A 16,285-nucleotide genomic window follows, 5' to 3' on the forward strand; every position below is an offset into this window, starting at 1 on the left:
ACGCAGACGCGGAATCAGGGGAGAATCCTGCCAACTTGGTAACCAAATCCTTGTCACAAAATGCGATAGTTTCACGCTTCCTTAAGGTTAAAATGCGCAGACTTGTCAAGTCATGAAACGGCGCTCCCGCTGTAGACTGTGGCGCAATTGTATAGAGTAAAGCAGCAGGTAATGGCGAGGTCTCAGACTAATCCAAGGTCATATTCAGTCTTGTGGTCGGGGCGGATTGATAAATTCGGGCTCGCCGCAGGACGGTATCTTCGCGTCAGCCCCGCAGTGGTTCTGATATCGACCGTAATCAATATCCTCGGTATGATGCTGCCACTATCAATACTGATTGTTTATGATCGTATTGTGCCGAACGCATCTTACGAATCCCTTTTGCTGCTTGTTTTGATACTGATCGGCTTTGCTGTCATCGAAGCTGGGTTGCGGGTCTGCCGAGCCTATATGCTGGGCTGGTCGGCTGCGAAATTTGAATTGCGGACAACTCTCCAGGCGCTGAACAGGATTCTGACTGCGGACTACTCGTCCTTGACATCTGTGCCGCCTGTCCGTCAGGCGGAGCGCCTGAAAGCCGTTACGCGCTACGCCGACTTCATGGGCAGCCAGTCCAGGCTTGCGATAATTGACTTGCCCTATGTCGCCCTGTTCATCACCGTGATGGCGCTGATCGGGGGCTGGCTTGCGCTGGTACCAATTGTGGTCATAGGCATTTTTTCTGTTGTTATCATGCTCCTGTCCGGTCGCTTCCGCCAGGTTCTTGAAGATCGCAAGCTACAGGACACCAAGATTTATGATTTTATCGCCGAAGTGCTTGGTGGCATCAACACCATCAAGGGTGCCGCGATGGAACCACAGATGTTGCGACGGTTTGAACGTTTGCAACGTATCGGCAGCATAACCGATTTCCGGTCAGTTGAGGTCGCTGCGCACAGCCAGACGCTGATGGGATTGTTTGGCAACGTCACGATAATTTCCATGGTCACGACTGGCGGTTGGCTGGCGGCCACCAGCGATCTTTCGGTCGGCACGCTTGCTGCTTGTACCATGCTTGCAGGGCGCACCATTCAACCGGTTGTCCGAGTGGCGGGCATCTGGAACGAATTGCAGAGAACCGCCATCGCCTTGCAGGATATCAAGGAACTTTTTTCGGGTGCTGTGTCCGCCGATTTGCCTGCGCCCGATGCGGCATCGGCCGCGCATGACCATTTCGAACCGCTGCGATTGGAAGCCCGTGATCTGGTGGTGGAACGTGGCGGTCGCGTGCTGATTGAGAATATCAATTTTGCTCTTCAACCCGGCTGTTTCATGGGAATTGAAGGTCCTGATGGCGACGGAAAATCCACTCTCATGCGTGTTCTCAGCGGAGATGTACCACCAAAATCCGGCACAGTGCTTTTCAATGACACTCCAATGGATGGAGCCGTTCGTCACGCACACCGGATAGCCTTTGCAAGTACAGGGCAGGGACTGTTCAATGGTACGATTCTCGATAATCTCACTCTGTTCGGTGCAGGTGCAACAATCGAGGATGCCTGTTGGGCCGTCGATCTTTTGGGAATGCGGCCCTCGATTGATTCCTTGCCCCTCGGTTTCGACACCGCTGTCGGCAACACCGCAGCCATGGCTCTTGCCAGCGGATTTATGCAGAGACTGATTCTCGCGCGCGCTTTGGCGCAGCGGCCCGGTCTGCTTATTCTGGATGAGCCTCAGGCATTTCTCGACAATGAAGCAGACCGTGATGTGCTGTCCGGCCTGAAACAACTTATGGGCAGCATGACCGTCGTGCTTGCAACGAACCGTCCGTCCTATCTGCGTCTCGTAGACATCCATTTCAAAGTCGAGGGCGGTCGGCTGATTGAAGGTCAAAGTGCGCCAGCAACTCCGGCTGCAAAGCGGGTGGGGTCGGCGGCATGAATATGAAACCCACCTCGCAACTGCCCGACAGCGAAAATATCAATGCCAGCAGTGGCACAAACCGGGTACACGAAAATCTGGAGGCACTTGGCCACGAATTTGCGTCCAACCGCCATCCGAACGCCAATCTGTTTGCACAGCAGAAGCACCGTTGGGAGGGCTGTCTGAGAAAGCTTCTCGACGCCAGGAACTGGCCCGGTACAGAGCGCAGAATCATCGAGGCCAGTCCTCATTTGCTGGAAATAGCGGATCTCGATGAAATGAGGGCGGTGCTGTCCCGTCTCGATTTCCTGACGGCGTTGCACCGGATTCGACTTCAGAATCTGGATCCGAATGCACTGCCTTGCATAGCGGTCATCGACGATTTGCCTTTTGTTCTATTGCGCTTCAGTGACGCAAACCACCTTGAAGTGTTTGACGGCGAACGGCGTGAGCAGCGCATTATCCAGGCAAAGAAGGCGCCCGTTGAAGTTTGTTTTGTTGAGCCGGCCCGTAACAACGTGTCCCCACCCGGGGTGCAGGAAAATTGGTTCCGCCGGGCAATGTACCAATTTCTGAAACCGATCCTCGGCGTGTTCATTCTGACCCTGTTCGCAAATATTCTGTCACTGGCCACACCCATTTATGTGATGTCGGTCTATGACCGGGTAGTCGGTGCCAAGGCGACAGAAACCCTTTTCTCGTTTTTGGCAATTATCGTTTTGACGATCAGTTTTGAAATGTTCCTCCGGCACAAACGCAGCAATCTGATTGCTTATGTCGGCGCACGGTTCCACAATGTTTTGAGCAATCATGCGCTCAAACAGATTTTGGGGCTCCCGGTTCCGATGCTGGAAAATTCCAGTGTATCGGCTCAGTTAACCCGTTTCCGGCAGTTCGAAACCATCAGATCGTTTTTTACCGGACATATCGTGTCAGCGGTTCTGGATTTGCCGTTTATGCTGATTTTTCTGGCACTGGTTTTCTGGATCGGTGGGGCTCTCGGTTACGTTCCGCTGGCGCTGAGTGTGATCTTTATTTGTATCGCGGTCTTTTCTGTCCCCAAAACTCGCAACAATGTCGCAGAGGGCGGACGTGCCAGTGCCCGGTCGAACAGTTTCATCGACGAAACACTGGAAAAGATTTCTGCGATCAGACAACTTCAGGCGGAAACGCTTTGGCATAATCGCTTCACCGGTTTCGTCAGTGACGATACGATTTTAAGGTTTAAGGCCCGGTTTTTCGACGGCACCATGCATACCCTGTCCCAAAGCCTGGTATCTATTGCCGGTGTAGCGACGCTCGGGCTGGGTGCGCTTCAGGTTATTGCCGGAGAGTTATCCATTGGTGCGTTGATTGCCATTATGATGGTTGTCTGGCGTATTCTATCTCCAATTCAGACCATCTTTCTGTCCTTGAACAGAATGGCGCAATTTGGTGAAACCGTTCATCAAATCAATATGCTGATGCGTCTGCCGGTAGAGCGCAAGATTGCCGTGCGTAATCGTCTGCATGCGCCTCTGACCGGAGGCCTCTCCTTGCAGGGGGTGAGTTTCCGCTACCCCGGTGCAGCTGAACCGGCCATCAGAAATCTCACTCTGGAGATAGGACCAGGTGAGCTGGTCTGTATCTCCGGGAGTACCGGAGCCGGTAAAACGACATTGTCAAAACTGGTGGCTGGTTTTTATCAACCTCAAGCGGGAGTGATATTGCTGGATGGACTTAATCTGCGGCAACTGGATGTCGGAGAAATACGGACCGGGATGGGCTATGTTCCCCAGACGCCACAATTGTTTTATGGCTCTTTGCGGCAAAATCTGACGCTCGCCATGCCTGAAGCGGATGATGACCGGCTGACCAACGCACTACTGGATGCCGGAATTGATATTGCGGGCCCCGAATTTCCCAGAGGACTTGATACAATTATCCGCGACGGCGGCGCCTATCTCAGCGATGGATTGCGCATGGAAGTCTGCATGGCGCGGGCTTATCTGAAACGCAGCAGTCTTTATTTGCTCGATGATCCAGGCGCCTATCTCGATTTCGATGGGGATGCACACCTGATCCGCCATCTGAACCGTCTGAGAGGCAAGGCAACTGTCATCCTGATTTCCAGCCGGCCCGGACTGATGCGAGCCTGCGACCGTTTGATCCATCTGCACAAGGGCGCGGTGGTGGCTGACGGCCCACCGGAAGATGTTCTGAAATTGATCGCATGACACAGTCCACTCACAATCACCATTCATTAGGAAACCGCGATGCCTGACAAGGGAACGAACTGGGCCGCCGACCCCAAGCGGCTCACCTCACCGCTGGAAATAGAGGGCGAACGCTGGAACGGCCTGTTTCGCAGTTTCGCCGTCGCTCTGTCGTTGTTTGTGCTCAGCCTTATTTTGCTGTCGGCAGTCGCGCCAATCAACGAGGTCGCCATCACCAGCGGTCAGATCACCTCAACCCAACGGCCATCTGCAATCCAGCATGAAGAGGGCGGTGTGGTCGACAGCATATTTGTCAGCCCCGGTAGCGAGGTAAGGAAGGGCGAGATAATCATTCAGTTGCGGGAATTTCAGAACGAACGTCAGCAGGGTCAGCTGGATGTTCGCATCTCGAATGCCAAACTGACAATTGCGCGTCTTGAGGGATTGATTAACGGCTTGGAACCTGTGTTTCCCGATGCTGATCCGAGCTTGCTCATACGCCATGAGCTGTCCTTCTTCCAGGAACGCAGGGCGGTGCGAAAAAATGAGGAAGTTCTGGCCGCAACAATGGCGCAGCGTAAAGCGGAACTGACGGCTGCTGAAAACCAGATGGACAGCCTGGAAAACGAAAAACTGAATAATGCCGCTCTCGTCGAAATGAGGAAGAACCTCGCTGCTGAAGGATATGGGACGCGCCGGTCATTGCTTGAGGCTGCGGCCGAACTGGCGAAAACGGAAGGCCAGATCGCCCGCGCCCTCGGCCAGATTGATACGTCCGGCAAGGCCCTGCAGGAAGCGCGGGTGACCAGCGAACAGCTTGAGACGGAAAACAACGCCAAATGGTCTGCCGAACTCAGCACAGTGGCAGCGGAACTGGAAGACCTGAAGGAACAATCCAGACAGCAACGCGACAGATACGACCGGCTTGCAATTCGGGCGCCATTTGACGGCTGGATCCAGAACCTGTTGCCAAAGGCTGCGGGGGAAGTCGTCCGCGCCGGTGAGCAGATCGGAGAGATCGTTCCGAAAGACAGTCCGCTTTATGCAACGGTCCGGTTGAAGCCGAAAGATGTCGCTTCGGTCTCCCTGCATGACCGGGCTCTGGTCACACTGACTGCTTTTAACCCAGACGCTTTTGGTGAGGTTCAGGGGGTAGTTTCCAAAATTTCCCCCACCACCGCTTCAGATGATGACGGAAATGTTTACTACGAAGTGGATGTCGCTTTGCAGAGTGTCGAAGGCCGTCGTACAGCAGATTTATCGCTGCTGCGTCCTGGGATGGAACTACAGGCCCGGATTCAGACCGAAAAGCGGACAATGCTGCGCTATTTCCTGCGTCCGGTCTATCGCTCGCTGGAGATCGCTTTTTCAGAAAGTTAAGCGAAAATTAAACATAAATTCCGATGATGCGGCAGGATTAATACGTTCACCGTCAGGTCTTTATGTCAGCCCCTTCACACACCGGACACTGGTGTTTGCACCAACGCTTATTGATGTGCGGGCTTTCACTCGTCTGTGTTGTGTCATTGATGCGGCCGCTGCAGGCAGACGAGATCAGCGGCATCATGTCGCAGGCCTTGGACAACAACGCGCAGATAGATGCATACGGTGCCCGGGAAGAAGGTGCCGCGGCGGCCGTTGATCAAGCCCGGGCGGCATTTCTTCCCTCACTTGCAGCCAAATTTTCATATGGCAACAGCAGTTTTCGCACACGTGGCGGCGGCGGCAGTATCGACCGCTCGGCAAATTCCTATTCCTATGGGCTTTCTGCGACTCTTCCAGTGTTTCGGGGCGGACAATATGTCCATGGTCTGAAATCGGCGAAGTTTGAAGCAAAAGCAGTCACACTGGAACGCATTGACAAGGAGCAGGAGATTTCCCTGGAAACTGTTGATGCCTATCTCGGTGTCATTCGTGATCGTCAGATCATGGCTCTGAGGCACCAGAACCTGCAGAATTTGCAGGCCATTCGCAACAGCCAGGAGGTGCGCTTCCGGCTGGGAGAAGCCACGCGTACGGACATTGCATTGGCCCGGATGCAATTGGAATTGTCACGTTCGCAAAGCCGCCGCGCGGAAGGTCAGCTGCGTAACAGCGAACTGTCATACGAGCGGCTGACCGGCAGTCGGGCAGCGTCTCTGATGTCTCCCGAACCTTTTGCTCATCTGATGCCGGCATCAGCAGCGGAAGTGCGGGAACGTGCCGCGCGCATGAATCCGAAAGTCAAGATCGCACAGGCACGCTCCGATGCGGCCCGTCTGGCTGCAAAGGCAAAGTTCGGTGAGGCTCTGCCGAGCGTCGACCTTGTCGCCAGTTATGATTGGGAACATGATCAGGTCAATGGCACTGATCTGGAAGAAAACGGCTACATTGGTGTATCGGTTTCAGTTCCGTTATTTGCGCCCCAGACCTATGCGGGTATTCGCAAGAGCAGGGCGCTCAGTCGGCAACGGGCCTTTGAAGCGCAGGATGCGGCAATCGGCGTGCAATTTGCGGCCGATATGGCGTGGGGAGATTATCTGACCGCAAAAGAGCGCCTTGAATTCCTGCAATCGCGCAGGAAAGCGGCGCTGGAAGCCGAGTTTGGTATCCGCAGGGAATTTGACGCCGGAGCCAGAGATGTACCCGATTTGCTCGATGCCCGTGACCGCGTGGTCAGCGCGGAAATTGATCTGGCAATTGCCAATTATGATCGGTTCTATGCAGCCTATGTGTTGCTGGCAACCATTGGCGAATTAAGCACCCGGGAAACGGCATTGCTGCAGTAAGGCTCGTATCGAGCGCCCGACAAACAAAACATCTCTAATTATTATAACCGCGGCCTTCTGCTGAGCGGGCAAGTTTTTTGCCAAGCTGAGCTTCGCGCAGCACGGTATACAGTGAAGCAGCGATAATGATACCGGCCCCTACAAATGTCTCGGTAGTGGGCCATTCACTGAAAAACATGGCACCGAACAGCGTTGCATAAAGCAGTCTCGTATAATCCAGCGAAGCAATTGCAGTTGCTTCTCCCACCCGGAACGCCCGGATGTTGAACCATTGCCCCAGTAGGGACGTCAGCCCAACCAGAAGCAGCATCACCCATTCTTCTGCAGTTGGCGTTTTCCAGTAATACAGTGCCGGCGGCAGCACCAGAATGCCAATACAAATGGCCTGATAGGACAGAATCGTGATCGGCCTTTCAAAACGTGACAGATAACGCAGAATGATCATCACCATTCCGGCGGCGGCTGCTCCAACGACTGCGCCCATGGCCCAGCCATTGAGCCCGCCAGAATCCGGCCGGACCATGATCAGAATGCCGACAAACCCGACCAGGGCAGCCGACCATCGGCGCACACCGACTTTTTCCTTCAAAATCCATATGGCAAACAAAGTGACAAAGAACGTCTTGGCAAAGCTGATTGCCGTTGCTTGCGCCAGAGGGATGTGAATGACCGCCGAAAATCCCGTCAGCATGGCGATCAGCGCCAGAAACACCCGGGCCATGTGAATGGGAAAATGGTTGGTTTTCAATATAGTTGGAAATCCGCTGATGAGAATCGGCATGACCGTCACCAACATCACCATTTGGCGGACAAAAAGAATCTGGGTAATATGGATGCGCTGACCCATATCCTTGATGAAGACGACGCCGATGGAGAAGAACAGCGCGGCCAGCAAAATCCAGAACGCCCCCCTTACATTGCCGGGTTTGGACAGCCACCAATTGCTGAAAGGTTGCGCCCACCGTTTTACGTGTCCCGACAATCGGGCGGCAATTCGCGGGCTGTTGGGCATCTCGGATCATTTCCCTGCTGAAGGTAAAGTCAGAATAGACAGGACTGCATGAAGTGCCTAGGGTCTGGACTCAATTAGGAGGTTGAATTGGTGAGTTTGATTTTGGTCAGAGTTAGGAGCGAAGGCGCAGGAAACCATCTGGTTTTCAAGCCTTTGCGACGACATCTTGGCCAAAAGCAAGCTCATCGCAAAGCGACGCTGCCAGAACAGCCCAACTGCCGTTTCACAGATTTTGGAAAGGCAACCAGCCTTACCTGCAATCCGTTCATAGCATTTGGGCTTTTCTGGCAGCGCCAATTCAATCTCCTAATTGAGTTCAGACCCTAATGAAGACAAAGGCGACACCGATCCAAGCGGCCTGACCGCCCACCAGACATGAGACGGAATCAGATATGAATCAGATGGCACCAGTAAAATTCGGTACCGGCGCGGCCGTGCGCCGCAAGGAAGATGATGCCCTCATTCAGGGGAAAGGTGCCTATACGAGTGATTTCACACCGCCAGGATGCCTGTATGGCTTCATTGTCCGATCTGCCATGGCACATGCAACGATTAGCATTACCGGCAAGGAGCAGGCAAGAGGGTACCAGGGTGTTAAGCTGGTCTGGACGGCAGCCGATGTTGACGATCTTGGGCCCCTGCCATGTGAAGGTATGGAACGCCAGCCGGACGGCACGATGCCAGCGGCGACAGAGCATGCGGTTTTAGCAAAGCAGATTGTCCGGCATGTCGGAGACGCGGTTGCTTTCATCGTTGCCGAAACGCTCGAACAGGCCCAGGCCGCAGCCGAATTGCTGGATATCGATTACGATCCACTGGATGTGATTGTGGACACCGCTGCCGCTCTTGATGAGGACGCAGCGCTGGTCTGGCCGGAACTTGGGTCCAATATGGCCAATCTGATCCATCGTGGTGATACGGAGAAAACCGAGGCTGCCTTCGCCGCAGCCGATAAAATCGCGAAGCTGGATATCATCAACAATCGCCTGGTCTGCAACTACATGGAGACGCGCGCCTGCCTGTCTGAATACGATGCCGAGAGCGGCCGGTTCACGGTAACCTTGGGCACTCAGGGTGGTCATGGCATGCGCGATATCATATGCGAAAACATCCTCAGGATTGAACCGGCACGCATGCGGATCATCACGCCGGATGTGGGTGGAGGATTTGGCCCCAAGGCCTTTGTATATCAGGAATATCCGCTGGTTATAAAGGCCAGCGAGGCGCTTGCCGCGCCGGTCAAATGGGTGTGCGACCGCTCGGAGCATTTTCTTCAGGATGCCCATGGCCGGGACAATGTTCTGACCGCCGAACTGGCCATGGATGCAGACGGGCGGTTTCTCGCCATGCGGGTCGATCTGACAGCAAATATGGGTGCCTATCTGTCGCAATATGCACCATTTATTCCCTATCTCGGGCTCACCATGGCCACCGGTTGCTATGATATTCCGGTGATGGATTACACTGTGAAATGCGTTTACACGAATACTGTTCCTGTGGACGCCTACCGGGGCGCGGGCCGCCCCGAAGCAGCCTATCATATTGAACGTCTGGTGAATGAAGCTGCCCGGATATCCGGGCTTGATCCCGCTGAAATCCGGCGGCGCAATTTCATCCGGCCGGAGCAGATGCCGTATCACACCCCGGGTGGCCGGATGTATGATACCGGCGATTTCGCTGGTCAGATGCAAGCTGCCCTGGACAATGCCGATGTCGCCGGGTTCGCAGCGCGCCGCGCGCAGAGCGCGGCAAATGGCAAATATCGCGGTTTTGGATTTGCCACTTATGTTGAAGCCTGTGCATTCGCGGGATCGGAAGAGGCCCGCATTGAATTGAACGATGATGGCAGCGTCACGCTGCTGATCGGAACCCAGTCAAACGGGCAGGGCCATCAGACAGCTTATGCGCAATTCATCGCCGGACATCTCGGGCTGGATTATGATCGGATCAATGTGGTTCAGGGCGATACCGACCGGGTTCGCAAGGGCAAGGGAACCGGTGGTTCCCGGTCGATTCCCCTCGGCGCTGTGTCAGTGGAATGGGCGGCAAAGTCGCTTGCCGAAAAGATCAAGGAAAAAGCGTCTGACGAGCTGGAAGCGGCACCCCGGGATCTGGAACTGAGCGAGGGTGTTGTCAGAGTGGTCGGCACCGACCGGCAGATCAGCCTTGCAGAAATCGCCCAAAAAAGCAGTGAGAAAAGCGGCGAACAGCTATTTGCTTTGGAAGAATTCAGGCAGAACGAGGCGACTTATCCCAATGGCACGCACGCGGTGGAATTGGAAATTGATCCGCAGACCGGAGTTACGACACTTCTCAATTATACCATTGTCGATGATTTCGGTGTCACCGTAAATCCGATGTTGCTGGCGGGTCAGGTCCATGGCGGTGTGGCCCAGGGGATCGGGCAGGCATTGCTTGAACACACTGTGTACGACAAGGATGGCCAGCTCCTGTCAGCCAGTTTTCTGGATTATTGCATGCCGCGCGCCGATGATATTATGGATTTTAATTTCCAGACCCGGAATGTCCCCTCCAAGACTAATGCTCTTGGCATCAAGGGGGCAGGGGAAGCCGGCTCGATCGGCTCCTGTCCGGCTGTCATGAACGCGGTTGTCGACGCACTCAGCCACGGCGCGGGACTGACCCATATCGATATGCCGGCCACTCCGTCGCGTGTCTGGGAGGCCTTGCAGAAAATCGCATGATGGTTTCATCCGGGAGCGGATATGCTCCGCTCTGGTGCCTGCCATGCTTCGGCCCGATTATCGGCTCAAACGGTTGGCGCAGCGTCACCTGAAGCTGTGCATTGCTTAATTGCTGAAATATGGTAAATGATTTTTCACTCATAGGGGTGCCGATTGCCACGGTGGCGGTCGGCTGAGAGGCATGTGACCAACCCTGACAACCTGATCCAGATCATGCTGGCGGAGGGAATGAGGTTTGCTCGATAAAGGCTTATCTCCCGATTGTTTGAAGACGCAAGCCGCAATCCTGCTGGACAGGGTGCGCAGCAGGCAGCCGCGCGTGCATTGCATCACCAATTCCGTGGCCCAGACATTGACCGCTAATGTACTGTTGGCGCTGGGTGCCGAACCCTCAATGACCATTGCTCCGCAGGAGACCGGTGGCTTTGTCAGCGCCGCCGATGCCGTTCTGATCAATCTGGGCACACTGGATGCGGAGCGCAGCAAAGCGGCACGCATTGCCGCGGAAACAGCGCTTGGACTTGGCCGTCCCTTTGTTCTTGACCCCGTTTTTGCCCATCGATCAGCCTCGCGAAAGGCGCTGGCAAACACACTATTGAGCTTGGGGCCAACCGCGATGCGCGGCAATGCAGAGGAAGTCTCGGGACTGAATGCTGATGATGACGTCACCATTGTGGCGCAAACCGGAGAGACTGACACAATCCGCTTTCGCAACCGCATCATCGCTTTACACAATGGCGATCCGTTGATGGCGAAAACGACCGGGGCCGGTTGTGCACTGGGTGCGGTGATGGCAGCCTTTCTGGCAACCAGCGAAGAGCCTTATCTGGCCGTTGTCGCGGCTCTTGTCAGCTTTGCCGTTGCCGGGCAACTGGCCGCCGCTGAAGCACAGGGTCCGGGCAGTTTTGTCCCGGCCTTTCTGGACCAACTGTACCGGCTTACACCTGCGGATATTGAAAAATTCGGACATTTGTCATGAGGCCCGTTGATCTGACACTTTATGGCATTCTCGACCCGCAGCGCAGCCTGGGGCGCGATCTGGACACTCTGGCTGATGCTGCAATTGCCGGGGGCTGCACCCTGCTGCAACTGCGCGACAAACTCGGTTCAACGCGGGACATGCTGTCTCATGCCAAGGCCATCAAATCCGCCATTGCCGGCCGGGTGCCATTCCTGATCAATGACAGGGTGGATGTCGCTCTGGCAATCGGGGCGGACGGGGTTCATCTCGGCCAGGACGATATGCCGGTGGCCGAGGCGCGCAGGCTAATGGGCCCCGGTGCCATAATCGGCCTGTCGGTGAAAACCAGGCAGCAGGCAATGCAGCTCCCCCGCCAGGATTTGAGCTATGTTTGCATTGGTGGTGTATTTGAGACCCGGTCCAAGGACAATCCAACTAGTATCGGCATCGACGGATGGGTTGAACTGGCCGCCCTGTGCCGAACCACAATGGCAGAGCCGATCCCTGTTGGCGCGATTGCCGGCATCGACCGCAATAGCGCGTTTGAGTTGGTAAAAGCGGGAGCCGATGGCGTGGCGCTTATTTCTGCGCTGTTCATGGAAGATGATGTTCGGGGCGCAGCTGCGGCCTTTCGCGACACAATTCAGCGGGCACGGTCCTGATGAGCACGATAAACACACCGATTGCTGTCACCATTGCCGGTTCGGATTCCGGTGGCGGAGCTGGAATTCAGGCGGATTTGAAAACTTTTTCCGCCCTCGGAGTCTATGGCGCCAGCGTCCTGACGGCGTTAACCGCGCAAAACACCATTGGCGTGTCGGCAATTCATGACGTTCCAGAGGCGTTTATCGCCGCCCAGATGGATTCGGTTTATTCCGATTTCAACGTTGCGGCGACCAAGATCGGCATGTTGTCGCAAGCGCCCATCATCAGGATTGTAGCTGCCGGGCTGGCGCACCATGGCGCGCAAAAAATTGTTCTCGATCCGGTGATGGTCACCACCTCGGGGGATTTGTTGCTTTCGGAAAATGCCGTTGAAAGTCTGAAATGCGATCTGCTTCCTGTAGCGGATATCATCACCCCGAATTTGCATGAAGCTGCCGTCCTGCTGGGCGCAGATCTGGCAGTCAGCCGCAGCGAGATGGAAAGCCAGGCCAAACAACTGCTGGCTTTGGGAGCCAGAGCGGTGTTGCTGAAAGGCGGGCATTTTGACGAGCCGAGCGCTGATGATCTGTATCTCAGTTCAGATGAGGGCAAATGGTTTTCAGCCCCCAGAGTCCCCACGCGCAACACCCATGGTACTGGATGCACGCTGTCATCTGCCATCGCAGCCGGGCTTGCCAGGGGCAACAGCATGGCCGCCTCAATCGAAACTGCAAAGCTTTACCTATCTCAGGCCATCGCTCATGCCGATGATCTGACTATCGGGCAGGGGCCGGGACCGGTCCATCATTTTTACGCAACCTGGAACAGCTGATCGCTGGAGGAATCGTCATGGACAACCACAAAAGCATATCACGCCGGCAATTCGTGTCGGTTTCCACTGCCGGTGCGGTTTCAGCTGCTACCTTGTCAGCTCCGGCCATCGCCTCAGGCCATATCGAGTGGCGCTTCGTCACGTCGTGGCCGAAAAACCTGCCTGGTCCCGGCGTGACGGCGCGCCGTCTGGCCGAACGGATTGATGCCATGTCCGACGGTCGGCTGACATTGCGGCTGTTTGCTGCCAGCGAACTGGTGCCGGCGCTGGAAGTGTTTGACGCAGTGTCAAACGGCGTTGCCGAAATCGCCCACACAGCGTCACTGTTCTGGCAGGGCAGGGTTGCGGCGGCACCGTTTTTTACAGCCGTTCCCTTCGGTCTTGCCCCAATGGAGCACATTTCCTGGATTGAACATGGCGGCGGTCAGGCATTGTGGGATGAATTGTACGCCCCCTTCGGACTGAAGCCGCTGATGGCGGGGAATACCGGCTTTCAGATGGGCGGCTGGTATCGCCGTCCGGTGAATACGGTAGAGGATTTCAAAGGCTTGAAAATCCGCATGCCGGGGCTCGGTGGTCAGGTTCTTGAACGGATGGGTGCCAGCCCCGTCACCCTTGCGCCGGGTGAAATTCTGCCGGCGCTGCAGTCCGGTGTCATTGATGCGACGGAGTTTCTGGGGCCATTTTCCGATATGGCAATGGGCTTTCACCGGGCCGTAAAACATTATTACTGGCCCGGTTTCCACGAGCCGAACGGTACCGGGGAAGCGCTGATTTCAAAATCCGCCTGGGATGATCTGGACAGTGACCTGCAGGCGATTGTCGAAAATGCCTGCCGTGCCGAAAACGCGTTTGCGCTGGCAGAGGCGGAATGGCAGAACGCTTCGGCTCTGAAACAGCTGGTAGACGAGTTTCAGGTCAATGTCCGGCCTTATCCTGAAGCCATTCTGGAGGCCGCCAGAAATGCCACGAAACTGGTCATGGCCGAATTTGAAACCAAAGATGATTTGTCCGCACGGATCTATGCGTCGATGAACAGTGCTATTGAACGGCTGGGACCCTGGTCCACAGTGTCTCAGGCGGCATTCTTCAATGCCCGGCGGCAAACAGACTGACGCCGGCCTGAGAGTCAGATCGCTTCGTGGTTCAATGTAACCATGAAGCGATCTCGTCGCTGCGTTCGATGAAACGTCCTAAAAAGCCGAAGCGAACAGGCCACCATCCATCAACAGGTTCTGGCCGGTGATGTAACCGGCGTGTTTTGAACACAGAAACGCACAGGCATTGCCGAATTCTTCCGGATGGCCGAACCGCCGCACAGGAATTTCCGCCTGTTGCAGGCCGGCGGCTTCATCTTCGGTGATGTCGGCATTTTTGGCCGCTGCGCGCAGCCCGCCGCGCAATCGGTCAGTGTCCATCTTGCCAGGCAGTATATTGTTGATGGTGATGCCATAGGGGGCCAATTGGCGCGTCACGCCTGCCAGGAACGATGTCAGGCCTGCACGTGCGCCGGAAGACAGGTCAAGGCCCTCAATCGGGCTGAGAACCGAGAGTGATGTGATGTTGACGATGCGTCCGAAATTCTTGTCTTTCATCGACGGCGTTACAGCCTTGATCAGTTCAATCGGCGTGATCATGTTCTGGATCACACCTTCAATCATCGCCTCCCGGTCAAGCAGTGTGTAGTCTTTCCGGGGAGGACCGCCATTATTGTTGATCAGAATATCGGGCTGAGGGCAGGCCCGCAAAAGCTCGCGCTGGCCTTCGGCGGTGGAGACATCGGCAGCAACAGCCGTAACCTTAACGCCGGTTGCCTGACGGATTTCTTCGGCTGTCGCCTGCAGGATATCTTCGGTCCGCCCATTGATCGTGATAGTGCAGCCGGCTTCAGCCAGCGCCATGGCGCAGCCCTTGCCAAGCCCCTTGCTCGAGGCACAGATAATTGCGGTTTTTCCCGAAAGACCAAGTTCCATGAAGTGTTCTCCTGATGATGTTTCAGTGCCAGCATAAGACGCCGCGCAACAGGGACAAAGCGAAAACCGGCTCACATCCCGAATGAAGGCGGCATCGCCCGCAGACCACAGCCGGCCGGAACGTCTTGACAGACCCATTATTGCTGATCAGAACAGAGCCATGATCATACCTGAATTTGACGATATCCTGTCAGCTGCGGAACGGCTCAAAGACGTTGCCATCCGCACACCGCTATTGCCCTCGCCGGTGCTCTCGGAGCATTTCGGCGCACAGATATATCTGAAGGCGGAGAACCTGCAACGCACCGGGTCCTTTAAATTTCGCGGCGCGTATAATGCACTCTCCCGTATCCCTGACGCTGATAAGCCCAAAGGTGTTTTGGCAATTTCGTCTGGCAATCACGCACAGGGGATTGCCGAAGCGGCTCGCCTTCTAGGTTTCCAGGCCATCATCATCATGCCGTCTGATGCACCAGAAGTGAAAATAGCGCGAACGAGAGCGAGTGGCGCCAAGGTCATATTCTACGATCGTGCCAGCGACGACAGGGACACAATTACCAGACAGCTTGTGGAAAAAACCGGCGCTGTTTTCATTCACCCGTTTGACAATGCTGATGTCATAGCCGGTCAGGGTACGGCCGGACTGGAGATTGCGGATGAACTTCAGACCCGGAATGAAAAACCGGATGTGCTGTTGGCCTGCACGGGTGGCGGCGGCTTTACGGCCGGTCTGGCACTGGCTTGCAAGACCAGCTTTCCGGAGCTGCAGATTTTCTCGGTCGAACCAGATGGATTTGACGATTACCGGCGCTCGCTTGACGCTGGGCGGATTGTTGCAAATGAGGCCACGACGGGTTCGATCTGCGACGCCATCCTGACACCAGCTCCCGGCGCAATCGGATTTGAAATTACCAGTCCGCGCCTGACCGATGGGCTCTCTGTCAGCGATGAGGAGGCGTTGCAGGCGGTCCGGTTTTGTTTTGACCACCACCGCGTTGTCGCCGAACCCGGCGGTGCTGTAGCGCTTGCCGCCATCCTCAGTGGAAAACTGGAAGAGCGGATCGGTTCTCTTGCAGGCAAAACCATTGTCGCGACCATTTCAGGTGGCAACATAGATCGCACAATTCTTCTTCGGGCTCTCGACGTCACGCCTTTTTGAACTTCACAGGACTGTTTGACAGCCGAAGGATCTCAATGGCGTTTCATGTTTGTCGAACAGGAAATTCTGAATAAAGCCGGGCCCGGAAAAGCCTGTTCCAAAACCATCCAGCGCGACCTCCCGCACTGTTGAG

13 protein-coding genes and 1 riboswitch are annotated in these 16,285 nt (G+C 55.5%); of the genes, 10 read left to right on the top strand and 3 right to left on the bottom strand.

Annotated elements, in window-relative coordinates; all coding sequences use genetic code 11:
• Positions 1–171: 171 nt before the first annotated feature.
• The 4 genes from RAL88_RS19860 (at position 172) to RAL88_RS19875 (ending at position 6,865) form a co-directional block, all read left to right on the top strand.
• Positions 172–1,920, top strand: coding sequence for an ATP-binding cassette domain-containing protein (locus RAL88_RS19860; RefSeq protein ID WP_306265853.1), 1,749 nt, complete (start codon positions 172–174; stop codon positions 1,918–1,920).
• Entirely contained in the window at positions 1,917–4,118 is a 2,202-nt protein-coding gene (locus RAL88_RS19865) for a peptidase domain-containing ABC transporter (RefSeq protein WP_306265854.1), read from the top strand. Before RAL88_RS19860 ends, RAL88_RS19865 begins: the two co-directional genes overlap by 4 nt.
• 39 nt (positions 4,119–4,157) lie before the next feature.
• Positions 4,158–5,477 (top strand): HlyD family type I secretion periplasmic adaptor subunit, encoded by a 1,320-nt coding sequence (locus RAL88_RS19870; protein WP_306265856.1) that lies wholly within the window; start codon positions 4,158–4,160, stop codon positions 5,475–5,477.
• A gap of 185 nt (positions 5,478–5,662) precedes the next feature.
• Complete coding sequence (locus tag RAL88_RS19875) at positions 5,663–6,865, top strand: TolC family protein (protein WP_306265857.1); 1,203 nt, start codon at positions 5,663–5,665, stop codon at positions 6,863–6,865.
• A gap of 34 nt (positions 6,866–6,899) precedes the next feature.
• Here RAL88_RS19875 and RAL88_RS19880 read toward each other — a convergent pair whose 3' ends face one another.
• Both RAL88_RS19880 and RAL88_RS19885 read right to left on the bottom strand, forming a co-directional pair.
• Complete coding sequence (locus RAL88_RS19880; protein WP_306265859.1) at positions 6,900–7,877, bottom strand: DMT family transporter; 978 nt, start codon at positions 7,875–7,877, stop codon at positions 6,900–6,902.
• Positions 7,878–7,934: 57 nt separating this feature from the next.
• Positions 7,935–8,174 carry a hypothetical protein gene (locus tag RAL88_RS19885; protein WP_306265861.1) on the bottom strand — a complete coding sequence of 80 codons (240 nt, stop codon included), beginning with the start codon at positions 8,172–8,174 and terminating at the stop codon, positions 7,935–7,937.
• 95 nt (positions 8,175–8,269) lie between these two features.
• Here RAL88_RS19885 and RAL88_RS19890 point away from each other — a divergent pair, with 95 nt between their 5' ends.
• The 5 genes from RAL88_RS19890 (at position 8,270) to RAL88_RS19910 (ending at position 14,135) form a co-directional block, all read left to right on the top strand.
• Positions 8,270–10,582 (top strand): xanthine dehydrogenase family protein molybdopterin-binding subunit, encoded by a 2,313-nt coding sequence (locus RAL88_RS19890; protein WP_306265862.1) that lies wholly within the window; start codon positions 8,270–8,272, stop codon positions 10,580–10,582.
• Positions 10,583–10,714: 132 nt separating this feature from the next.
• A riboswitch (TPP riboswitch) is annotated at positions 10,715–10,827 on the top strand.
• Positions 10,818–11,561 carry a hydroxyethylthiazole kinase gene (locus tag RAL88_RS19895; protein WP_306265863.1) on the top strand — a complete coding sequence of 248 codons (744 nt, stop codon included), beginning with the start codon at positions 10,818–10,820 and terminating at the stop codon, positions 11,559–11,561. Its footprint overlaps the riboswitch before it by 10 nt.
• Entirely contained in the window at positions 11,558–12,205 is a 648-nt protein-coding gene (gene thiE, locus RAL88_RS19900) for a thiamine phosphate synthase (RefSeq protein ID WP_306265865.1), read from the top strand. The genes RAL88_RS19895 and thiE overlap by 4 nt, the downstream gene beginning before the upstream one ends.
• Complete coding sequence (thiD, locus tag RAL88_RS19905; protein ID WP_306265867.1) at positions 12,205–13,020, top strand: bifunctional hydroxymethylpyrimidine kinase/phosphomethylpyrimidine kinase; 816 nt, start codon at positions 12,205–12,207, stop codon at positions 13,018–13,020. The genes thiE and thiD overlap by 1 nt, the downstream gene beginning before the upstream one ends.
• Positions 13,021–13,037: 17 nt before the next feature.
• Positions 13,038–14,135 (top strand): TRAP transporter substrate-binding protein, encoded by a 1,098-nt coding sequence (locus RAL88_RS19910; RefSeq protein ID WP_306265868.1) that lies wholly within the window; start codon positions 13,038–13,040, stop codon positions 14,133–14,135.
• 78 nt (positions 14,136–14,213) lie between these two features.
• Here RAL88_RS19910 and RAL88_RS19915 read toward each other — a convergent pair whose 3' ends face one another.
• Positions 14,214–14,993: an SDR family oxidoreductase gene (locus RAL88_RS19915; RefSeq protein ID WP_306265869.1), complete on the bottom strand. Its 780-nt coding sequence runs from the start codon at positions 14,991–14,993 to the stop codon at positions 14,214–14,216.
• Positions 14,994–15,153: 160 nt separating this feature from the next.
• Between RAL88_RS19915 and RAL88_RS19920 the strand changes: the two genes are divergently transcribed.
• Positions 15,154–16,152: a threonine/serine dehydratase gene (locus RAL88_RS19920; RefSeq protein WP_306265870.1), complete on the top strand. Its 999-nt coding sequence runs from the start codon at positions 15,154–15,156 to the stop codon at positions 16,150–16,152.
• Positions 16,153–16,285: the final 133 nt, after the last annotated feature.

Origin of the sequence: Pararhizobium sp. IMCC3301 (assembly GCF_030758315.1) — a bacterium.
GTDB lineage: Bacteria > Pseudomonadota > Alphaproteobacteria > Rhizobiales.